Genomic DNA, 20387 nt, shown 5'->3' on the forward strand with positions numbered 1-20387 from the left:
GGGGGTGCTTGCCCAACGGCCGTTCAATCCGACAAAGGGTCTTCGAGCGTCACGCCGGCGTCGCGCAGGCGCTGCAGCATGGCATCGAGCGAACCGTTGAGATCGATGCCGCGGCAGGCATCGAGCCGCACTGTGGTTTTGAAGCCCTGGCTGACGGCGTCCAGCGCCGAAAAGCCGACGCAGAAATCGGTCGCCAGCCCGACCAGGGTCAGCGTGTCGATGCCGCGCTCCCGGAGGTAGCCGGCAAGGCCGGTCTGCGTCGTGCGGTCGTTCTCGAAGAAGGCCGAATAGCTGTCGATATCAGACCGAAATCCCTTGCGAATGACGAGCTCGGCCTTGGTCCAGGCCAGGCCGGAATGGAAATCCGAGCCCAGGCTGCCCTGGATGCAGTGGTCCGGCCACAGCGTCTGCTGACCATAGGGCATTTCGATCATCGTGAAAGGCTGCGCGCCCGGATGGCTGGAGGCAAAGCTGGAATGACCGGCGGGATGCCAGTCCTGCGTCAGCACGACATGGTCGGTTCGCCGGATCAGGTCGTTGACCAGTGGCACGATCTCATCGCCGCCGGCAACCGCCAGCGCGCCGCCGGGACAAAAGTCGTTCTGCAGGTCGATGACAACAAGCGCCTCGTCGGCCATGGGCTTTCCTCTTCCGTATGCAGGCTCCAGTGGAAAATGCCGCTGACGCGACCGGACGCAGAAACTTGACCAGATGGCCGGCGGCGTCAACCTCTCGCGACATAACAAATGCGTGCCGGCCGGGCCGCCGCAAACTCGGGCTTTGACAAATCCAGCGGGCTTGATATCATTTGCATACGAATGAGTTTCTCGGCTCGAACGCCGGAAATACCGGATTCGGAAAGTTCCTTCTGGAAGGCAAAGCGTGATCCGTTACGCGAAACCCACCTCGGTCGACGAAGCGCTCGCTTTGCTTGGCGAGGGCGCCTGGCGCATCCTTGCCGGCGGCACCGATTTCTATCCGGCACAGGGCAGCAAACCGTTCCGCGACAATGTTCTCGACATTAACGGCCTGGCGGCGCTGCGCGGCATTGCCGAGACGCACGACCATTTCGTCATCGGCGCGCGCACGACCTGGACCGACATCGTCCGCCATCCCTTGCCGCCGGCCTTCGATGCGCTGAAACAGGCGGCGCGTGAGGTTGGCTCGGTGCAGATCCAGAACGTCGCCTCGGTCGCCGGCAATCTCTGCAACGCATCGCCTGCCGCAGACGGCGTGCCGGCCCTGCTCATCCTCGATGCCGAGGTCGAGCTGCGCTCGGTGGCCGCGACGCGGCATCTGCCGTTGCAGGACTTCATTCTCGGCAACCGCCGAACCGCTCTGCTGCCCGGTGAGATGGTCACGGCCATCCGCGTGCCGAAGCCCAGCGGCACGTCGGCTTTCGTCAAGCTCGGCGCGCGCCGTTATCTCGTCATTTCCATCGCCATGGTGGCGGCGCGTCTGGTCGTCCAGGATGGCCTTGTCCGGCAAGCGGCGGTCGCCGCCGGCTCCTGTTCGGTGGTGGCCAAGCGGCTGGCCGGCGTCGAAGCCGCGCTGCACGGTCTGCCGGTGGACGGCGGACTCGCCGACGCGGTCCTGGCCGCGCCGATGGCAGAACTGTCGCCGATCGCCGATGTGCGCGGCAGCGCCGAATACCGGCTCGATGCGGTGCGCGAGATTGTTGCCCGCACGGTGCTCGCGGCTATGGGGCGTACGACTGGCGAAGAGGTGGCGGCATGAGCCAAAATTGGCCTGACGCGCGTGAAGCCCTGCCCGATCCGGGCAGTGCCCAGCCAGGCTTCGGCGCTGCGCGCGCCGATATCGCCTTCGAGGTCAATGGCACCGCCGTCTCGGTCAATGTGCCGCCCCTGCGCCGCCTGTCCCTGGTGTTGCGCGATGAATTGCTGTTGACCGGCACCAAGATCGGCTGCGACGCCGGCGACTGCGGCGCCTGTACGGTGCTGGTCGACGGCGATCCGGTCTGCGCCTGCCTGATGTCGGCGGCTTCCGCCGCCGGGACGGCGGTAACATCCGTCGAAGGCCTCGCCAATGGCCGGCTGTCGGCGCTGCAGGCCTCGTTCCTTGCCCATGGCGCGGCGCAGTGCGGCATCTGCACGCCGGCGCTGCTGGTCGCGGCAACGGCGTTGCTGGACAAACAGCCAAGCCCGACCGAGGCCGAGGTGCAGGATGCGCTGGGCGGTATTCTCTGCCGCTGCACCGGCTACCGGAAGATCATCGCGGCGGTGATGGATGCGTCCCTGCAGGGCGCAAGCCTCGATTTCCGCTTGCCTCGATCAGGCCATGCGATCGGCTCCTCGCCCGTCCGGCTCGATGGCGTGCCGAAGGTCACCGGGGCTGAGAAATTCGGCGGCGATTCCTTCCCCGCCGATGCGCTGGCCGTGCTGGTGGTCCGCTCGCCGCATTATCACGCCAGCTTCGCCTTCGGCGACCTCGACGGCTGGACGAAGGCGCATCCCGGCATAGCCGGTGTCTTCACAGCAGCCGACATTCCGGGAAAAAACTGTTTCGGCGTCATCGGCCCGTTCGCCGACCAGCCGGCGCTGGCTGAGGGGTTTGCCCGCCTCCGCGGTGAGGCGGTGGCGCTGGTTGCCGGCGAGCGTGAGGCGATGCTCGATCTCGACCTCTCGGATTTTCCGATCCGCTGGACCGAATTGCCGCATGTTCTCCAATCCTGCGAAGCGCGCGCCGGCGGTGCCAAGCTCATTCATGAAAACAGGGCGGCAAACTTGCTGACCTCCGGCTTCGTCGAACGCGGCGATCCGGAAGCAGCGCTTGCCGGCGCGGCTTTCACCGTCTCTGGCGCCATCGACACCTCCTATGTCGAGCACGCCTATATCGAACCGGAAGCCGGCTATGCCTATCTGGACGGCGACACGCTGGTCGTCGTCGCCTGCACCCAGGCGCCCTATATGGACCGCGACGAGACGGCGAAGGTGCTCGGCCTAGCCGTCGACAAGGTGCGCATCGTGCCGACCGCGACCGGCGGCGGTTTCGGGTCCAAGCTCGACGTTTCGCTGCAGCCGCTGATCGGCCTGGTGGCGATGAAGACGGGGCGGCCGGCGGCACTTGCCTACACCCGCACCGAATCGATGATTTCGACCACCAAGCGCCATCCGGCCGAGATGAGAGCGACCATCGGCGCCGATGCCGACGGCATTGTCACCGGCATGATCTTCGAAGGTGACTTCAACACCGGCGCCTATGCAAGCTGGGGCCCTACCGTGGCCAACCGCGTGCCGGTGCACGCCTCCGGACCCTATGCGACGCCGAATTACCGCGCCGAAGGCCGCGCCATCCACACGCATGGGCCGATCTCCGGCGCATTCCGCGGCTTCGGCGTGCCGCAAGCGACGATCATGCAGGAGACGCTGTATGACGAGCTAGCCGGCAAGCTCGGCATGGACCGGCTCGATTTTCGCTTGAAGAACTGCCTTCGTAACGGATCCGAAACGGTTACCGGGCAGCTTCTGGAGTCCGGCGTCGGCATTGCCGAATGCCTCGAATCGCTGCAGCCGCATTGGGTGCGCGCGACGGCTGATGCGGATGCGTTCAACCGTGCCAGCAGGGATAGAAAGCGCGGCGTTGGCGTCGCGTCCTGCTGGTATGGCTGCGGCAACACCTCGCTGCCCAACCCGTCGACAATCCGGGTCGGCATCGCGGCTGACGGCACGGTCATCCTGCACCAGGGCGCCGTCGATATCGGCCAGGGATCCAACACGGTCATCGCCCAGATATGCGCCGACGCGCTCGGCCTGCCGCTTGAGAAATTCCAGTTGAAGAGCGCCGATACGGCCATCACCCCCGACGCCGGCAAGACCTCGGCCTCGCGCCAGACTTTTGTAACCGGCAAGGCGGCCGAAAAGGCCGGCCGCGCCTTGCGCGAAACGATCCTGCGCTTCGCCAATGTTTCCGAAAACGCAGCCCTGCAGCTCGACGGCCCCGTGATCGTCATCCGCGAAGGTGAAGCCACGCGCCGCGTCGATCTCGCGACATTGGATGTAGACACCGAAGGCTTCGTCTTTCGCGCCGAGGAGACCTACGACCCGCCGACGCTGCCCCTCGACGCCAGGGGCCAGGGCAAACCCTACGCCGTTTACGGCTATGGCGCGCAGATCGCCGAATTGGAGGTCGACCTTAAGCTCGGCACGGTGAAGCTGCTGAAAATCACCGCCGCGCATGATGTCGGCAAGGCGATCAACCCGCTGCTGGCCGAGGGCCAGATCGAAGGCGGCATTGCGCAAGGCATCGGCATGGCGCTGATGGAAGAGTATATCCCCGGCCGCACCGAGAATTTGCACGATTATCTCATCCCGACCATTGGCGACGTGCCGCCGATCGAGACCATTCTGATTGAAGTTCCGGATCCGGAAGGACCCTTTGGCGCCAAGGGTTTGGGCGAGCATGTGCTGATCCCGACGGCACCGGCGATCCTCAATGCCATCCGCCACGCCACCGGCGTGCTGGTCACCAAGATTCCGGCGACGCCGACGCGTATCCGCGCTGGCATCCGCGAAAAAGATGGCATCCGCGAAAAGGAGGCACGCCGATGAGCGAGCTTGCCGAACGCTTCGAGACCCATGATCCCGGCGAGAAGCTGGTGGCGGAGAAGATCCGCTGCGATGCCTGTCCGGTGATGTGCTACATCGCTGACGGGCGCACCGGAGCATGCGACCGCTACGGCAATGTCGGCGGCAGGATCGTGCGGACGGACCCGCTGACCATCCTCGATCATGCGGCCGAGACCGGCGCGGCGATCGTGCCGTTCGTCGCCGTGGGCGAGGCCTGGGACGGCGAACTGGTCAACACCGGCCGCCGCTTCGTCACCGCAATCGGCGCCGGCACCACCTATCCCGACTACAAGCCGGCCCCCTTCATCGTCAGCCAGGAGGTCGAAGGCGTCGATCTCGTCACCGTCGTCACCGAGGGCATCTTCTCCTATTGCGGCGTCAAGGTGAAGATCGATACCGACCGTCACCTCGGTCCCGAGACGGCAATAGTCCGCGCAGCCGGCGAAGCGATCGGCCATGTCACGACGGGCGAGTATGGCTCGCAGATGCTGTCGCTGGGCGGTGTGCACCATCTGACCGGCGGCTCCAAGGCCGAGGGACGCGCCACCTGTGACGCGCTGCTCAATCTGTGCAACCGCAAGCCGGTGGAACTGGCCATCGACGGCGGCGCCACCATCATAGTCGAAGCCGGCAAAGCACCTGTCATCGACGGCAAGCAGGAACACCGAATGCGCGTCGGCTGCGGCTCGGCCACCATCGGCATGTTCGCCACGCAATGGCGCGGCCTTGTCGACGAGGTGGTGGTGGTCGACGACCACATCACCGGCGTCGTTTCCGAGCATCAGGCCGGCAAGGTGCTGGGCTGGCAGGATACAGGGATAAAAATAATCGGCCGCCGTTCGACGCCGGGCCGCTATTTCAAGGTGTCCGAACCCGGGCTGGGCTGGGGCGGCACCAGCATTTCAGACCCGCTGTCGATCCTCGGAGAGTGGAACGCCAAGAAAGGCGCGCGGCCGGGGCTGTCGCTGCTGATGGTGTCGACCACCGGCGAACAGTTCGCCTATTACGAACTCGACGACGAACTGAAACCGGTGCAAAAACCTTTCCCCGAACGGCTGCAGAAGTCGGTCGGGCTGATCGAGGACAATTGCGAGCCAGCTTTGTGCACAGTGCTGTTCATCGGCGGCGCCGGCGGCTCGCTGCGGGCCGGCGTCACCGAAAACCCGGTCAATCTCACCCGCTCGGTTCAGGGCCTGACCACCTATGTCACGGTCGGCGGCGCGCCGGTCTATGTCTGGCCGGGCGGCGGCATCACGCTGATGGTCGATGTCACCAGAGTGCCTGAGGGTGCCTTCGGCTATGTGCCGACGCCGGCGCTGGTGGCGCCTATCGAGTTCACGCTGCGCCGCGACGACTATGTCAGGCTCGGCGGGTACGAGGCCGAGATCCGCAGCGTCGAGGATATTGTCGCAAAAGGCGGTGAGTACCTCAATCCGCGCCGCGGCACAGGCGCCGAAGCCACCAATCCATGGCCGCCACTCGCGCAGCTACGCCGTGCCGGCTCGAACGGGGCCGGGTGATGCAAGGCCCGCAAGCCAACTGGCTGCAGGACGGCAAGCGGCTCCATCTCAACCACGGGCCGATCGACCTGATCGTCGAGGTTTTTGGTGAGGCGGATGAATGCCGCCGAGCCTATGAACAGGCGGTAGCGCGGTTCCAGACGATCCTGATGGAGCTGGTCGAGGAGCTCCCCGAATTGCGACTACCGGCGTTTTTCCTGGCGCCGCGCAGCTTCGCCGGCCCGACGGCGCGCCGCATGGAAGCAGCCGTCATGCCCCTGGCGGAATGCTTCATAACACCGATGGCCGCCGTCGCGGGATCGGTAGCCGACGAAACGCTCGCCGCATTGCTTGCCGGCCGCAAGCTCGATCGCGCCTATGTCAACAATGGTGGCGACTGCGCAATCCATATCGGCAGGGGACAGTCGATGGGATTGGCGGTCGCCGGCACCGGTAACGGCATGGCCGACCGGATCACGATCCGCGCGGAAGATGGCGTTCGCGGCGTTGCCACCAGCGGCTGGCGCGGCCGCTCCTTCTCGCTTGGCATTGCCGACGCCGTCACCGTGCTCGCGCGGACCGGCGCCGAGGCAGATGCGGCGGCGACCCTCATTGCCAACGCGGTGGACCTGCCCGGCAATCCCGCCATCAAGCGCATTCCCGCACATGAATTGTCGCCCGACAGCGATCTCGGCGCGCGCCTGGTGACACATGGTGTCGGCACGCTTGCCCTTGGCGAAGTGGCGCGGGCGCTGGACAATGGCCTTGCCGTCGCCGAAGATTTTCGCCGGCGCGGCCTGATTGCCGGATCGGCGCTGTTTCTTGGCGGTGAGGCCCGCATCAGTGGCTCGGTTGCGCTTGCCGCGCCCAACAAAAGTTCGAGGGAGGAAGTTGCCCATGCCTGAGTTTTCGATCCGCAAAATCGCGGTGCTGACCGAAGAGATTTTTCACGAGGGCGGGCCGGTGGCCCAGGTGCCGCGCCGCCGCGCCGCCGCGATGGCCCTGGTGAAAAACCCGTTCGCCGGGCGCTATGTCGAAGACTTGCAGAGCGCCATGGACGATCTGAAGCCGCTCGGCCTGTTGCTCGCCGACCGGCTGATCGCGGCGCTCGGCGGCGACGTCAAGCAGATCGACGGCTACGGCAAGGGCGCCATTGTCGGCACGGCGGGCGAGTTGGAGCACGGTGCGCTGTGGCATGTGCCCGGCGGCTACGCCATGCGCGAACGGCTCGGCGACGCCAAGGCGATCGTGCCGTCGGCCAAGAAGGTCGGCGCGTTCGGTTCAAAGCTCGATGTACCGCTCGGCCACATCAACGCCGCCTATGTGCGCAGCCATTTCGACGCCATGGAAGTCGGCATCAGCGATGGTCCGCGCCCAGACGAAATCCTGTTCTGCCTCGCCATGACCTGTGGCCCGCGCATCCACAATCGCATGGGTGGTCTCGCGGCCGATGACATCAAAGCCTGGGATGGCTTGCGGTGAGCGGCGAGGACAATCTGCTCAAGCTGGTCGAGGTCGAGGCGCCGGACGACCAGGATTACCTGCTGCAGGAGCAGGTCGGCTTCATCCTGCGCAAGGCGCATCAGCGCCATGTGGCGATATTTGCCGCGCATATCGGCGATCTGACGCCGCCGCAATTCGCGGCGTTGGCCAAGCTGCGTGACGTCGGCGAGACCTCGCAGAACCAGCTCGGCACGCTGATCGCGATGGATGCGGCGACGGTGAAGGGCGTCATCGACCGGCTGAAGGCGCGCGGCCTGGTCGAGCTTTCCAGGCACGAGGTCGACAAGAGACGGCTGCTGGTCAATCTGACCGCGGCAGGCCGTGATGCCATCGACCGCCTGATCCCGCTGGCGCGCGAGATCACCCAGGAGACGCTGGCACCGCTCTCCGCCAAGGAGATCGCCACCTTCATGAAGCTGCTGGTGAAGCTGGCTTAGACCGCCGGGCGCCAAAAAGGCACCCGGCAGGAAGCTTGGCTCAGAGGCCGTTGTCCTTCAGCACCTGGGCGGCGTTTTCCTTGGTGATCTTCTCGGTCGGCAGAGTGATGGTCTTTTCGACCTTCTCGCCGTTGAGGAACTTGATCGCCTGGCGCAGGCCTTCGGCACCGGGAGTGACATAGGTGAAGGTTGCCGTCAGCTCGCCCTTGTTGACCATCTGCACGCCTTCGTTGGGCAGGCCGTCGATACCAATGAACTTGATGTCCTTCTCGCGGCCGACATCCTTGGCGGCGAGATAGGCGCCGTAGGCCATCGGATCGTTGTGTCCGTAAACGAGATCGATCTTCTCGTTGCTCTTCAGCGCGTTGGCCATCAGATTGTAGGCCTGATCCTGCTTCCAGTCGCCCGATTGCTGGTCGAGCAGATATTTGATGCCCGGCTCCTTGTCGGTGAATTCGTGGAAGCCGTCGTGGCGGTCATGCGCCGGCTGGGTGCCCATGCCGCCCCAGATCTCGACGACGTTGCCTGCAGCCTTGCCCTTGCCGCCAAGCAGTTCGACGGCATATTCGCCGGCCGCGCGGCCGATCAGCGCGTTGTCGCCACCGACGAACTGCGTGTAGTCCTTGGTCTCGACATTGCGGTCGAGCACGAAGACCGGGATCTTGGCATCGATCGCCTGCTGCACGACGCCGGTCAGGCCGGCCGATTCCTTCGGTGACACCAACAGCGCATCGACTTCCTGGCGGATCAGGTTCTCGACATCGGCGACCTGCTTTTCGGTCTTGTCCTCGCCGTCGGTGATGATCAGTTCGACCTCGGGATGCTTGGCGGCTTCGGCCAGAATGTCCTTGTTGAACTGCGCGCGCCAGGGCTCGATGGTCGTCACCTGCGAGAAGCCGATCTTCCACTTCTTGTCCTGGGCGAAGGCATTGCCGGTGGTCAGAAGCGCGGTGGTGGTCAGCAGTGCCGCGGTCACTGCAGCAAGCTTCAGCATGTCACGTCGTTTCATTTTTTGTTTCCTCCGAGATTGAGAGACGGTGTCTCTTGCGACGGCCGCTTTGCCGCGGCCGTTTCCTTGTGCGCCGATTGCCCGCCGGGCAGGCGCAGATAGGCCAGGAGATCACCGGCATTGCGCTCCTGCACGAGCACGGTGCCGATGATGATCATCCCCTTCAGCACCAGCTGAAGGTTCGAATTGATGTTGTGGAGCTGCAGGATGTTGGAGAGCAGACCGAAGATCAGCACGCCGCAGAACGTGCCGGTGAGGCTGCCGCGCCCGCCCATCAGGCTGGTGCCGCCGATGACCACGGCGGCGATGGCGTCGAGCTCCAGCCCGGCGCCGGCATCCGGCTTGCCTTGCCGGTACTGTGCGACATAGAGCACGGCGGCGATGCCGGCGAGCAGCCCCGAGACGGCATAGGTTGCGATCTTGACGCGGCCGGCGGCGATGCCGGAGAGGCGCGCCGCCTCCTCGTTGCCGCCGATGGCATAGACATAGCGGCCGAACGGCGTGAAGCGCAGCACCGCGCCATAGATCAGGATGGCGCTGAGGAAGAACAGGCCCGGCATCGGGATGATGCCGAACACCAGCGAGCGCAGGATCTCGAAATCGGCGGTCGCGTTGGAGCCGGTATAGACCGGCAGCACCGCATTGTTCTGGCCGGCGGTCAGCCGTGCGATGCCGAGCGCCGTCACCATCATCGCCAGGGTGACGATGAAGGGCTGCAGGCGCCCGGCAACGATGATGAAGCCGTTGAGCGCGCCGAACAGCAAACCAACGCACGGCGCCACCAGCAGCACGCCGAGCACACCGAATTTCGGCTCGATCTGCGGCAGCAGAAACCACAGCGACAGGCAGCACAGGACCACGCCGACGACGGCGGGCGTGACCAGGCCGCGAATCCCGTCCAGCTTGATCTCACGGAGGAGGTCGGCGCCGGCACGGGATTTTGCCAGGTTCTGGAAAATGAAACGGGTGACGACGAAACCGAGGCAAAGCGCCACCAGGGCGACGGTTGGCACGCCCAGCACGACGCCCGGCGTCACGCCTGGAACCGTCAGCAGCATGGCGCAGACCACCGAGCAGATGGCCATTAGCGAGCCGACGGAGAGATCGATGCCGCCGGTGATGATGACAGCCGTCATGCCAGTGGCGATCAGGCCGGTGGTCGACACCTGGCGCAGCACATCGAGCAGATTGCCGTAGGAGAGGAAGATGTTGTTGCCCTTCGAGCTCATCGGCGAGCCCAGGACACCGATCAGGAAGATGGCGATCAGGCCCCAATAGAGCTTGGTCCGGGACAGGAGTTTCAAAACGGTCATGCGGCTGGTCTCGATATGGTCCGGCGCGGGGCGGCGAGGCGCATGATGGCCTCCTCACTGGCCGCGTCGCGGGAAAGAATGCCTGTCTGGCGGCCATCGGCCATCACCAGGATGCGGTCGGAGAGGTGCAGCAGCTCCGGCAGTTCGGAGCTGATGACGGCGATGGCGAGACCGTCGCGCGCCAGCTTGAAGATCAGGTCGTAGATCTCGCGTTTGGCGCCGACATCGATGCCGCGCGTCGGCTCGTCGAGCAACAGCACCCTCGGCTTCGTCGCCAGCCATTTGCCGATGACAACCTTCTGCTGGTTGCCGCCCGACAGCGTACCGGCGGGCTGGTCGATGTCCCGGCAGCGGATGCCGAGGGCCTTGACCGCCTGCCGCGCCAGCCCCTGCTCGCCGGCCAGCGAGCGGATGCCGAAGCGGGCCAGCGAGCCGACCAGCGGCAGGGCGACATTGTCCGCGATCGAAGCCTGCAGATGCAGCCCTTGCGTCTTGCGGTCCTCGGTCACCAGCGCAATGCCCAGCCGCCTCGCATCGCGCGGCGAACGGATGTCCACGGGATGGCCGTCAATACGGATTTCGCCGCCGGTGCGGCCATTGCTCGAGCCGAAGATCGCTTCCAGGATCTCGGTGCGGCCCGAACCCAGCAGCCCGCCAATGCCGAGGATTTCTCCGGCGGCAAGATCGAAGCCGACGCCGTCGATCACCGTGCGCCAACCATGCGCATCGGGCTTCGACAGCGACAGGTTTTCGACCGAAAGCACGGTCATGCCGCTGGTGTTGCGCTCTTCCTCGGAGGAAGCGAGCAGGTTGCGGCCGACCATCGCCGAAATGATCGTATCTTCGTCGAGCCTGGCCATCGGCTCGGTCAGCACATGGCGGCCGTCGCGAAACACGGTGACGCGGCCGGCCAGATGCATGACCTCGTCGATGCGGTGCGAGATGTAGACGATGGCGACGCCGCTGTCGGCAAGCTGGCGGATGATGCGGAACAGCCGCTGGCATTCGGCCGGCGAAAGCGCCGAGGTCGGCTCGTCCATGATCAGGATGCGTGCCGACATCGACAGAGCCTTGGCGATCTCGACCAGTTGCTGCTCGCCGACACGCAGGGCGCCGACGCGGGCTTGCGGATCGAGTTCGATGCCGAGCCGCTGCAACAAAGCACCTGCCGCGCGGCTGCTCGCCTTGCGGTCGACGATCAGCCCGGCGATCAGCTTCTCGCGGCCGAGGAAGATGTTGTCGGCGACGCTGAGCTCGGGCACCAGGTTGAGCTCCTGATGAATGATGGCGATGCCGGCATCCTCGGCGTCGCGCACGCCGGCGAAGCTGGTGGGGCGGCCATCGACGCTCACCGTGCCGTCATAACCGGTATAGACGCCGGAGAGGATTTTCATCAGCGTCGACTTGCCGGCGCCGTTCTCGCCCATCAAGGCATGAACCTCGCCGCGACGCAGCTCAAAGCCGACATCGACAAGCGCGGCGATGCCGCCGAAGCTCTTGGAAATGCGCTCGGCACTCAGAACGATGTGCGACCGATCGGCCGCACCGTGCTCCGGGGACAGGCAATTGCTCTCTTGCATGACAATGGCGGCCTCCCTTCCGTCGTCGTCAACTTCCCGCAAACGCTAATCTAAACGTTTCGATCATGTCAAGCCGATATAAGGTGCCGGACGTTTGGTGCAATTCGATTCTTGCTAAAAAGGACAGGATTCCGTACGTATTGGCCAGCAAGAGTGGCGAAACGTTTCGAAAATGACAGCGTCAGGGCAAAAAAGACACCGCAAATCCACCGCGCCCACCATGCTTCATGTGGCTGAAGCGGCGCGTGTTTCTGTCGCCACCGTTTCGGCGCTGATCAATGGCACGGCGACGGTCAGCCCGGAGCTTAGCCAGCGCATCGAGCAGGCAATCCGCGATATCGGCTACAAGCGCAACGCGATCGCCCGCAGCCTGAAGATGGGCACGACCCGCACCATCGGACTGACCGTGCCGCACATCACCAACCCGTTCTTCACCGATGTCGTCTCGGTCATCCAGCAGGCCTTCGACCGGGCCGGCTATGCCGTCATGCTGTGCTGCACGGACGAGGATTTGAACACCCAGGACGACCAGATCAGGTTGCTGCTCGACCGCATGGTCGACGGGCTGATCGTGGCGCGCGTCGGCGACGGCGCGATCCTCAAGCGGATCGTCGACGACGCCAACGTGCCGGTCGTGCTGCTCGATCGTATCTGCAAAGGCATCGACACCGATGCCGTGGTGCTGGACAACCAGCGCGCGGTGTTCGACGCCATCACCTATCTGATCAATCTCGGCCACCGGCGCATCGGTTACATCACCGGCACCTCGGACATCTCGCCGATGCATGACCGCATGGCGGGATATCGCGAGGCGCTTCACGCCGCCGGCCTGCCGATCGCCGAGGAGTTGATCCGCTTCGGCAATTTCCACGAGATCGACGGCTATAACGAAACCATGCAGATGCTTTCCTCGCATGATCGGCCAAGCGCGATCTTCTCGGCCAACAATCCGATGGTGATCGGCACCATGAAGGCGATCCGCGACATCGGCCTGTCCTGCCCGGAAGATATTTCGGTCGCCTGCTTCGACGACTTTCCATGGTCCGACGTGTTCCAGCCGCAGTTGACCACGGTGGCCCAGCCCGTGCAGGCGATCGGCGAACAGGCGGCCAATCTGCTTCTCGATCGTCTCGCCGGCAACAGGGACGCGCCGCCGCGCAAGCTTTTGCTCAAGGGCAGGCTGATGATCCGCAATTCATGCCGTCCGCTCGGCGCGATTGCGCAGAGCGTGAGCGCGTAGCCTTCCCCCGGCGTAAGTCGTAGCAGGGCCTGTCAGGCCGCCTGCGAAAGGGATTTGTGCGCCTCGGCCAGGATTTCGAACGACCGCACCCGCGCCGCATGATCAAACATCTGCGCAGTGACCATCAGTTCGTCGGCACCGGTGCGGCGCACGAAGGCATCGAGGCCTTGCCGCACCGTTTCCGGGGAGCCGACGACGGCGCAGGACAATGCCTGGCCGAGCATTGTCTTTGCCATCGGATCGAGATCGCGGTCATAGTTCTCGACAGGTGGCGGCAGCCGGCCGGCCCGACCGGTGCGCAGATTGACGAAAGCCTGTTGCAGCGAGGTGAACAACAAACGGGCCTCCGCATCGGTGGGCGCGGCGAAGACATTGAGGCCAAGCATGACATGCGGCTTGTCGAGCTGCTCGGACGGCTGGAAGCGCGAGCGGTAGACATCCAGCGCGTGATCCAGCTCCGCCGGCGCGAAATGCGAAGCGAAGGCGTAGGGCAGGCCGAGCATGGCGGCGAGCTGCGCGCCGTAGAGGCTGGAGCCGAGGATCCAGACCGGCACGTCCTGGCCTTCGCCGGGCACGGCGCGAATTCGCTGGCCTTCCTCGGCCGGCTGGAAATAGCCCATCAGCTCGACGACATCCTGAGGGAAATTGTCGACCCCGGCCTCGAGATTGCGGCGCAAGGCACGGGCGGTGCCCATGTCGGTGCCGGGCGCCCGGCCGATGCCGAGATCGATGCGGCCCGGATGCAAGGCGGCCAGCGTGCCGAACTGCTCGGCAATCACCAGCGGCGAATGGTTGGGCAGCATGATGCCGCCGGCGCCGACGCGAATGGTCTTGGTACCGCCGGCGACATGGGCAATGACGACGGCTGTGGCCGCGCTGGCGATACCCGGCATGTTGTGATGCTCGGCCAGCCAGAAACGCTTGTAGCCCAGGCGCTCGGCATGGCGGGCAAGATCGAGCGAGTTGGCCAGCGACTGCGAGGCATCGCTGCCTTCGACGATCGGCGACAGGTCGAGAACGGAAAGAGCGGTCATGGATGGGATCCTGTGTCAGGACCGCATGTAGGAAGCATCCGGCGGCGCCGCAAATTCAAAAATATTGATCAGCCTTTGATAGCTTCGGGGTCGGCGATGTCGTCCTCCTCGACGACAACCGCGTGCTGCGCGGCGAGAAAATTGCCGACATGGCTGAGCCCGTCGAAATGATCGCAGAATACCTTGATGACGACCAGCAGCGGCACCGCCATCAGGGCGCCGACGAAGCCCCACAACCATGACCAGAAGGCGATGGCGATCAAGATTGCCACGGCGTTGATCTCCAGACGCCGGCCGACCACCATCGGCGTCACGAACTGGCCTTCGACGATGTCGCACAAGATCACGAAGGCCGGCGCCAGAAGCGCGTAGAAGATGGTATCGAAGCTGATCAACGCCATGACCGTGACAAGCACGATGGTGATCAGCGCTCCGACATAGGGCAAGAAGTTGAGCAACGCCGCGGCGGCTCCCCAGACCAGCGGATTGGGCATGCCGAGCGCCCACAGACCAAGAGCGATGACCGTGCCGAGGCCGGCATTGATGATGGTGACGGTGAGCAGATAGTGCGAGATTTCGCGCTCGACGTCATAGACGACGCGCAGCGCCCGTTTCTTTTCGCTGAGGCTGGCGAAGGACTGGATGATCTTTTCATAGAACATCGTGCCGGAGGCGAGCAGGAACAGCGACAGCACGAAAATGATAGTCAGGCCTGTTCCGGCCGACAGGATGTTGCTGGCGGCCGCCGACAGGATGCCGGACTGCGCCATCGCCACCCTCTGGATGCCCGGCTCCTGCGACGTCTGGGTCAGCTGTTCGATCTGATGCGAAATCTGCATGATCTTCTCGAGTGGGCGGCGCAATTGCGCCAGCCGTTCGGCAAGTTGCTGGCCTATCGAAGAGGTGTTGTTGATGAGGTCGATGATCGGTCCGCTGAGCAGGTAGCCTACGCTGGCAAAGATGCAGATCGACAACAGCACCAGAAGGGTCGCCGAAACCACTTCGGAGATGCCGTGCCTGCGCAGGAGCCTAACGATCGGCGTCAGCGTCAGCGCCAGCAGGAAAGCCAGAATGACCGGCATGAAGAAAGCGCGAGCGAAGTAGAGCGCATAGATGGCCATGAACAGGAAAATGCCGACGAGCAGCGAGCGCATCAGATGCGTGTCGGCGCGGGCCGCAACGCGCGAATCCGACTCGTCGGCGATGGCGCGGCCCAAGGCAGCGGGTTCGGTTTTCATGCTCACCCTCGAGCCGGCGCCCTCGGCGATCGGCTATTGCTTGCATGAACGCAGAGTTATGGGCGCAGGTTCCATGAGCCGGCTTCCGGAATGAGGCCCGTTTGCACGGGTCCGGAAATCAGAGCGCGCCGCAGCATCCAGGCCTGCACTCACGGCGTTGGAAGAGAGATTTGGCTTTCTTCCCAATGTCGTGGCGACGAGGACGAAAAATCCGGCCTTCTCAAAGGCAGCAGCCAGCAGCCGACATTTCCGTCAGGCTGCCGGCGTGGTGACGGCTGTGCCAGCCCTGGCTGTTTCCTTGCGCACGATCGGCGCCACCCTGGTGCCGTAGAGTTCGATCGCCTTCATGATCTTGGCATGCGGCATGGTGCCGATCGCCATTTGCAGCAGGAAGCGGTCATTGCCGAAGATCTTGTGCTGGGCGACGATCTTCTCAGCCACTTGCTCGGGACCGCCGACGAACAACGCGCCGTTCGGGCCGCGCGACTGGTCGAAATGCGCTTGGGATGTCGGACCCCAGCCGCGCTCGCGGCCGATGCGGTTCATCACCTCCGCCTGCGGGCCGTAAAAATCGTCGGCCGCCTGCTCGGTCGTCTCGGCGATGAAGCCGTGCACGTTGATGCTGGTGGCAAGGCCCCTCGGGTCGCTGCCGGCGCGCTTGGCGGCTTCGCGATAGAGATCGAACAGCGGCGCGAAGCGCGCCGGCTCGCCGCCGATGATGGCGAGCGCCAGCGGCAGGCCGAGCGCACCCGCGCGGGCGGCAGACTGCGGCGTGCCGCCAATGGCGATCCAGACCGGTAGCCTGTCCTGGAAGGGCCGGGGATAAACGCCGCGATCGTTGATCGGCGCGCGCAGATTGCCGGACCAGGTGACCTTCACGCCGTTGCGGATGGCAAGTAGCAGATCGAGCTTTTCGGCGAACAGCTCGTCATAGTCCTCGAGGTTGTAACCGAACAGCGGGAAGGATTCGATGAACGAGCCGCGTCCGGCCATGATCTCGGCGCGGCCGCCCGACAGAAGGTCGAGCGTTGCGAACTGCTGGAACACGCGCACCGGGTCATCAGAAGACAGAACGGTGACGGCACTGGTCAGCTTGATGCGCTTCGAGCGCTCGGCGGCCGCGGCCAGGGCCACGACCGGTGCGGAGGCGGCATAGTCGGGCCGGTGATGCTCGCCGAGGCCGAAGACGTCGAGGCCGACCTGATCGGCCAGCTCGACCTCCTCGATCAGGTTGCGCAGCCGCTCATGCGGGCCGATGGCGCCGGGGCCCGGCTGCGGGCTGACGTCGGCGAAGGTGTAGAGACCGAGTTCCATCTAATGTCATCCTGGTGTTGGAATTTGCCGCTAGACGTAGCCATCCGCCAACCTCGCCGCCAGAGGCGCGACGGTGAACAGTGCATGTCGTTTTCGGTTCAATCTCTTCGTCGCAATTCCCAAGGGAAAGCGCTGCGCGCTTTTCCCGGGAAAACCGTTTCACACTTCCCTGAAATTGCTCCAAAGGCGTCTCCCGAGTGCAACAGCCGACAATTTCATGGCTGCCATGCCGTTTTGGCGCTTGAACTCTCGGTTTTCGCGCGTATGTAAGCGTCGCGAATTGACTTCAGGGAAGTGGACTTGGCTATCTACAGGGAAAAAGACGTTTTCGAGCGGCGCAATGCCGCAAACGAGGCAAAGAAGGCGCTCCTCGAGCGCTTCAAGGCAAAGCCGGCGGCGGATGATCCCGCTGTGCTGGCGCGGCAGGCTGAACGCAAGGCGATCCTCGCGGCCCGCGAAATCCGCGAAGCTGAAAAGGCTCGGCTGAAGCAGGAGAAGCTGGCACGCGAAGCGGTCGAGAAGGCCGAGCGCGAGGCAGCAGCCGAAGCGGCACGTATCGCCGCCGAGGAAGCTGCACAGGCTGAGGCCAAGATTCGGGAATCCGAAGAGAACGAGCGCATCGCCCGTTTTCTGGCCGACGAAGCCGAACGCAAGGCCAAGCGTGACGCGCGTTATGCGGCACGCAAGCAGCGCACCGGCAGGACGCCGCCGGGCTTCTCCGCCCGCTAGCCTCAGGATTACCGAAGCAGCCAGCTTCGACAATCAGGGTCGCCTCACAGCGGCCCTGAAGGTGTTTGTCCCATGTCGCCCAAATATTGGTCCCGGTTCTGGGAGGATGACATGCGCAAACCAAAAGACCGTCAGGCGGCGAACTTCAGCCCCATGATGCCGCAGACGATGAGCGCGATGCAGGCCAGCCTGATCGCGGTGGCTGGTTCGCCGAGCAGCCAGATGCCGAGCAGTGCCGTACCGACGGTGCCGATGCCGGTCCACACCGCATAGGCGGTGCCAACGGGCAGCGCCTTCAGCGCCAGGCCGAGCAGAGTGAGGCTGACGACCATAGAGGCAACGGTCAGCACGGTCGGCACCAGTTTCGAGAAGCCATCTGTGTATTTGAGGCCGATTGCCCAGCCGATCTCGAACAGGCCGGCGAAAAAGAGAAGAATCCACGACATCGACAACGCTCCATCAGAGCATCGGACCGAAAGGTGATTTCGGCGTCCGACGATCAGTCAAACAATGGCGGGTCGTCCCGTCCGGATTTTGGGGAAGCGCGAGGTCGTCCCCGCCATGCCAATATAGGAATTTCGAGCGCTCGATCAACAGCGGCCGGCAACAGTGTCGCCGGCCGTAACCCTTATTGCGAAGTGGATCGCCGGACCTACTTGTCCTTGAGCTTCATCGCCTTGACCGGCGGCGCCTTCAGCGCGGGAGCCGGAGCGGGCTTCTTGGCGTCCTTCTTCGGCTTGCGGGCTTCCTTGCCTGCCTTCATCGCACCTTTAGCCATGATTCGTACCTCCTGATGTGGGACGCCAAGTGAAACAAGAGAACCGCCCGACCGCAAGGGGTTAGCGACCGTTGCCGGCGTCGCCGGATCGCTTTCAACCGGTTTCTAATTTGCTCGTAAACCATGACGGTCCGTGCGATGGTCATTTTCGCACTGCAGCATCGACCCGAGCTTCGCCGGGTGATCGTCAGGCAGGCCGTCAGGACGACAATGCGAATCCACATCGGCTGCGAGATGAGCTTCGACTTTCCGCAGGAAACGCCGCTCATCGCGATGCTGAATGTGCATTATTCGCGTGCCTCCGATCTCGAGCGGCCGGATTTCCTGATTTCCAACCCGCCGGTGCCGATCGAAAGCTATCGCGACAGTTTCGGCAATTGGTGCAACCGGTTCGTCGCGCCGCCCGGGCGTTTCACCTTCGGCACCGACGCGGTGATCCGCGATCCCGGCACTTTCGAGATGGGCGATCTGATGGCCTGGCAGCACGAGGTTCGCGACCTGCCGGCGGACACGCTGCTGTTCCTGCTGCCCAGCCGTTTTTGCGAAAGCGACCTTCTGGCTGATGAAGCGTGGCGGCTGTTCGGCAACACGCCGCTGGGCATTCCGCGCGTGCAGGCGGTCTGCGACTTCGTCCACAACCACATCGTCTTCAACTACGGCAATGCTCGGCCGACACGCACCGCCGCGGAAGCGTATCGCGAACAGAGCGGCGTGTGCCGAGACTACGCGCATCTCGCCGTCACCTTCTGCCGGGCGCTCAACATCCCAACGCGCTACTGCACCGGCTACATCAGCGACATCGGTATGCCGAAACCATGGGCGAGCATGGATTTCTGCGCCTGGATGGAAGTCTATCTCGGCGGCCGCTGGCATGTCTTCGACCCGCGCAACAATGCACCGCGCATCGGCCGCATCCTGATCGCCTCCGGCCGCGACGCCGCCGACGTGCCGCTGACCCATATATTCGGCCCGGGAACGCTTGCCGGCTTCAAGGTGTGGACCAGCGAGATCGTCGAGTAGTCGCCGTTTTCCATAGGCCGATCTCTCATGACCGCTGGCTTGGACGACCCGACATTCGCGCGGTGTGATGCCTGTGGAGCTTTAGCGGCCTGGCCGCTAGACTGCGCCTTGAATGGGAACAAATGCCATGGCCGGGCACGGCGGCTCAAAAAAGGTGATCTACGCGGCGCTCGCCGGCAATTTCGCCATCGCGCTGACCAAGTTCGCCGCCGCCGCCTTCACCGGCAGTTCGGCGATGCTGTCGGAGGGCGTGCATTCGCTGGTCGATACCGGCAATGGCGGCCTGCTGCTCTACGGCATGCACCGCGCCGCCCGCCCGGCCGACCGGACTCATCCGCTCGGTCACGGCCGCGAACTCTACTTCTGGAGCTTCATCGTCGCGCTCCTCGTCTTCGCGCTGGGCGCCGGCGTGTCGTTCTACGAAGGCGTGATCCATATGATGGCGCCGGAGCCGGTCGCCAACGCCGAGGTGACCTACATCGTGCTTGGCCTTTCCTTCCTGTTCGAAGGCAGTTCGTGGTGGGTGGCGCTGAAGGAGTTCCGCCAGCAGAAGGGCAAGCAGGGCTGGCTGCGGGCGGTGCAGTCGAGCAAGGATCCGAGCGTCTACACCGTACTGTTCGAGGACAGTGCAGCACTTCTCGGCCTGATCGTCGCGTTCGTCGGCATCCTGGCGGCGGAAGTTCTGGAGATGCCGGAACTCGACGGCGCCGCCTCTATCGGCATTGGGCTGATCCTGGGGGCGACAGCGATCTTCCTGGCCCGCGAAAGCAAGGGCCTGCTGATCGGTGAGCCGGCATCGCCCGAAGTGCAAATGAAGGTGCTGGCGATCGCCCAGCAGGATCCGGCGGTGCAGCGGGCGAACGGCGTCCTGACCGTCCATATGGGGCCGGCAGAGATCGTCGCCGGCCTGAGCATCGAGTTCGAGGACCATTTGACGGCGCCCGAGATCGAAGCTTGCGTCGAGCGCCTGGAGGCGCAGCTGAAGAAGGAAATGCCGGAGATCACGCGGCTGTTCGTCAAGCCACAGACGACAGGCACCTGGGAGAAGCGGCGCAAGCTGATCGACACCGCATCCGATCCGGCTCTGGACTAGCGCCGCGCCATTGC

19 protein-coding genes are annotated in these 20387 nt (G+C 64.3%); 10 read left to right on the plus strand and 9 right to left on the minus strand.

Annotation, left to right across the window (positions count from 1 at the left end; genetic code table 11):
• Window positions 1-23 precede the first annotated feature (23 nt).
• Window positions 24-638: a bifunctional nicotinamidase/pyrazinamidase gene (gene pncA / locus NP503_RS10715; protein ID WP_127267041.1), complete on the minus strand. Its 615-nt coding sequence runs from the start codon at window positions 636-638 to the stop codon at window positions 24-26.
• 244 nt (window positions 639-882) lie between these two features.
• Between pncA and NP503_RS10720 the strand changes: the two genes are divergently transcribed.
• The 6 genes from NP503_RS10720 to NP503_RS10745 are packed head-to-tail and all read left to right on the plus strand — an operon-like array spanning window position 883 to window position 8025.
• Window positions 883-1737: a xanthine dehydrogenase family protein subunit M gene (locus NP503_RS10720; protein ID WP_127267040.1), complete on the plus strand. Its 855-nt coding sequence runs from the start codon at window positions 883-885 to the stop codon at window positions 1735-1737.
• Window positions 1734-4568 carry a molybdopterin-dependent oxidoreductase gene (locus NP503_RS10725; RefSeq protein ID WP_127267039.1) on the plus strand — a complete coding sequence of 945 codons (2835 nt, stop codon included), beginning with the start codon at window positions 1734-1736 and terminating at the stop codon, window positions 4566-4568. Before NP503_RS10720 ends, NP503_RS10725 begins: the two co-directional genes overlap by 4 nt.
• Window positions 4565-6106, plus strand: coding sequence for a 6-hydroxynicotinate reductase (locus NP503_RS10730; protein WP_127271013.1), 1542 nt, complete (start codon window positions 4565-4567; stop codon window positions 6104-6106). Before NP503_RS10725 ends, NP503_RS10730 begins: the two co-directional genes overlap by 4 nt.
• Entirely contained in the window at window positions 6106-6990 is an 885-nt protein-coding gene (locus NP503_RS10735; protein ID WP_127271011.1) for a UPF0280 family protein, read from the plus strand. Before NP503_RS10730 ends, NP503_RS10735 begins: the two co-directional genes overlap by 1 nt.
• On the plus strand, window positions 6983-7567 hold the full coding sequence (locus NP503_RS10740) for an amino acid synthesis family protein (protein ID WP_127271009.1): 585 nt from the start codon (window positions 6983-6985) through the stop codon (window positions 7565-7567). Before NP503_RS10735 ends, NP503_RS10740 begins: the two co-directional genes overlap by 8 nt.
• Entirely contained in the window at window positions 7564-8025 is a 462-nt protein-coding gene (locus tag NP503_RS10745; RefSeq protein WP_127271007.1) for a MarR family winged helix-turn-helix transcriptional regulator, read from the plus strand. The genes NP503_RS10740 and NP503_RS10745 overlap by 4 nt, the downstream gene beginning before the upstream one ends.
• Window positions 8026-8065: 40 nt before the next feature.
• Here NP503_RS10745 and NP503_RS10750 read toward each other — a convergent pair whose 3' ends face one another.
• The 3 genes from NP503_RS10750 to NP503_RS10760 are packed head-to-tail and all read right to left on the minus strand — an operon-like array spanning window position 8066 to window position 11927.
• Entirely contained in the window at window positions 8066-9034 is a 969-nt protein-coding gene (locus NP503_RS10750; RefSeq protein WP_127267673.1) for a substrate-binding domain-containing protein, read from the minus strand.
• Window positions 9031-10347, minus strand: coding sequence for an ABC transporter permease (locus tag NP503_RS10755; RefSeq protein ID WP_127267672.1), 1317 nt, complete (start codon window positions 10345-10347; stop codon window positions 9031-9033). The genes NP503_RS10750 and NP503_RS10755 overlap by 4 nt, the downstream gene beginning before the upstream one ends.
• Window positions 10344-11927 carry a sugar ABC transporter ATP-binding protein gene (locus tag NP503_RS10760; protein ID WP_127267671.1) on the minus strand — a complete coding sequence of 528 codons (1584 nt, stop codon included), beginning with the start codon at window positions 11925-11927 and terminating at the stop codon, window positions 10344-10346. Before NP503_RS10760 ends, NP503_RS10755 begins: the two co-directional genes overlap by 4 nt.
• A gap of 220 nt (window positions 11928-12147) precedes the next feature.
• On the opposite strand from NP503_RS10760, the gene NP503_RS10765 reads away from it, so the two are divergent.
• Window positions 12148-13167, plus strand: a complete 1020-nt coding sequence (locus NP503_RS10765) for a LacI family DNA-binding transcriptional regulator (RefSeq protein ID WP_127267670.1) — start codon at window positions 12148-12150, stop codon at window positions 13165-13167.
• A gap of 32 nt (window positions 13168-13199) precedes the next feature.
• Here the strand turns inward: NP503_RS10765 and NP503_RS10770 are convergent, their stop codons facing one another.
• From NP503_RS10770 to NP503_RS10780, 3 genes are all read right to left on the minus strand, one after another.
• The gene (locus NP503_RS10770; RefSeq protein ID WP_127267669.1) at window positions 13200-14201 is read right to left on the minus strand and encodes an LLM class flavin-dependent oxidoreductase; all 1002 of its coding nucleotides are present in this window, start codon (window positions 14199-14201) and stop codon (window positions 13200-13202) included.
• A gap of 68 nt (window positions 14202-14269) precedes the next feature.
• Window positions 14270-15439: an AI-2E family transporter gene (locus NP503_RS10775; protein ID WP_127267668.1), complete on the minus strand. Its 1170-nt coding sequence runs from the start codon at window positions 15437-15439 to the stop codon at window positions 14270-14272.
• A gap of 252 nt (window positions 15440-15691) precedes the next feature.
• Window positions 15692-16753, minus strand: a complete 1062-nt coding sequence (locus NP503_RS10780) for an LLM class flavin-dependent oxidoreductase (RefSeq protein ID WP_127267667.1) — start codon at window positions 16751-16753, stop codon at window positions 15692-15694.
• 300 nt (window positions 16754-17053) lie between these two features.
• Between NP503_RS10780 and NP503_RS10785 the strand changes: the two genes are divergently transcribed.
• On the plus strand, window positions 17054-17482 hold the full coding sequence (locus NP503_RS10785; RefSeq protein ID WP_023761392.1) for a DUF6481 family protein: 429 nt from the start codon (window positions 17054-17056) through the stop codon (window positions 17480-17482).
• 131 nt (window positions 17483-17613) lie between these two features.
• Here the strand turns inward: NP503_RS10785 and sugE are convergent, their stop codons facing one another.
• Window positions 17614-17928: a quaternary ammonium compound efflux SMR transporter SugE gene (gene sugE / locus NP503_RS10790; protein WP_013528463.1), complete on the minus strand. Its 315-nt coding sequence runs from the start codon at window positions 17926-17928 to the stop codon at window positions 17614-17616.
• Window positions 17929-18134: 206 nt separating this feature from the next.
• Window positions 18135-18260 carry a hypothetical protein gene (locus NP503_RS10795; RefSeq protein ID WP_013528464.1) on the minus strand — a complete coding sequence of 42 codons (126 nt, stop codon included), beginning with the start codon at window positions 18258-18260 and terminating at the stop codon, window positions 18135-18137.
• 210 nt (window positions 18261-18470) lie between these two features.
• Between NP503_RS10795 and NP503_RS10800 the strand changes: the two genes are divergently transcribed.
• Both NP503_RS10800 and NP503_RS10805 read left to right on the plus strand, forming a co-directional pair.
• Window positions 18471-19280 carry a transglutaminase family protein gene (locus NP503_RS10800; RefSeq protein ID WP_027040094.1) on the plus strand — a complete coding sequence of 270 codons (810 nt, stop codon included), beginning with the start codon at window positions 18471-18473 and terminating at the stop codon, window positions 19278-19280.
• A 127-nt stretch (window positions 19281-19407) separates the two neighbouring features.
• Window positions 19408-20373, plus strand: a complete 966-nt coding sequence (locus tag NP503_RS10805) for a cation diffusion facilitator family transporter (RefSeq protein ID WP_127269362.1) — start codon at window positions 19408-19410, stop codon at window positions 20371-20373.
• Window positions 20374-20387: the final 14 nt, after the last annotated feature.

This window comes from Mesorhizobium sp. SEMIA396 (assembly GCF_024518615.1).
In the GTDB taxonomy this organism is placed as follows: Bacteria; Pseudomonadota; Alphaproteobacteria; order Rhizobiales; family Rhizobiaceae; genus Mesorhizobium.

Excerpts from the sequence above, each read along its gene's own strand:
- pncA (WP_127267041.1), bottom strand. The coding sequence starts at position 638 with ATGGCCGACGAGGCGCTTGTTGTCATCGACCTGCAGAACGACTTTTGT.
- NP503_RS10725 (WP_127267039.1), top strand. The coding sequence starts at position 1,734 with ATGAGCCAAAATTGGCCTGACGCGCGTGAAGCCCTGCCCGATCCGGGC.
- NP503_RS10730 (WP_127271013.1), top strand. The coding sequence starts at position 4,565 with ATGAGCGAGCTTGCCGAACGCTTCGAGACCCATGATCCCGGCGAGAAG.
- NP503_RS10735 (WP_127271011.1), top strand. The coding sequence starts at position 6,106 with ATGCAAGGCCCGCAAGCCAACTGGCTGCAGGACGGCAAGCGGCTCCAT.
- NP503_RS10740 (WP_127271009.1), top strand. The coding sequence starts at position 6,983 with ATGCCTGAGTTTTCGATCCGCAAAATCGCGGTGCTGACCGAAGAGATT.
- NP503_RS10750 (WP_127267673.1), bottom strand. The coding sequence starts at position 9,034 with ATGAAACGACGTGACATGCTGAAGCTTGCTGCAGTGACCGCGGCACTG.
- NP503_RS10755 (WP_127267672.1), bottom strand. The coding sequence starts at position 10,347 with ATGACCGTTTTGAAACTCCTGTCCCGGACCAAGCTCTATTGGGGCCTG.
- NP503_RS10760 (WP_127267671.1), bottom strand. The coding sequence starts at position 11,927 with ATGCAAGAGAGCAATTGCCTGTCCCCGGAGCACGGTGCGGCCGATCGG.
- NP503_RS10765 (WP_127267670.1), top strand. The coding sequence starts at position 12,148 with ATGCTTCATGTGGCTGAAGCGGCGCGTGTTTCTGTCGCCACCGTTTCG.
- NP503_RS10770 (WP_127267669.1), bottom strand. The coding sequence starts at position 14,201 with ATGACCGCTCTTTCCGTTCTCGACCTGTCGCCGATCGTCGAAGGCAGC.
- NP503_RS10775 (WP_127267668.1), bottom strand. The coding sequence starts at position 15,439 with ATGAAAACCGAACCCGCTGCCTTGGGCCGCGCCATCGCCGACGAGTCG.
- NP503_RS10780 (WP_127267667.1), bottom strand. The coding sequence starts at position 16,753 with ATGGAACTCGGTCTCTACACCTTCGCCGACGTCAGCCCGCAGCCGGGC.
- sugE (WP_013528463.1), bottom strand. The coding sequence starts at position 17,928 with ATGTCGTGGATTCTTCTCTTTTTCGCCGGCCTGTTCGAGATCGGCTGG.
- NP503_RS10795 (WP_013528464.1), bottom strand. The coding sequence starts at position 18,260 with ATGGCTAAAGGTGCGATGAAGGCAGGCAAGGAAGCCCGCAAGCCGAAG.
- NP503_RS10800 (WP_027040094.1), top strand. The coding sequence starts at position 18,471 with ATGCGAATCCACATCGGCTGCGAGATGAGCTTCGACTTTCCGCAGGAA.
- NP503_RS10805 (WP_127269362.1), top strand. The coding sequence starts at position 19,408 with ATGGCCGGGCACGGCGGCTCAAAAAAGGTGATCTACGCGGCGCTCGCC.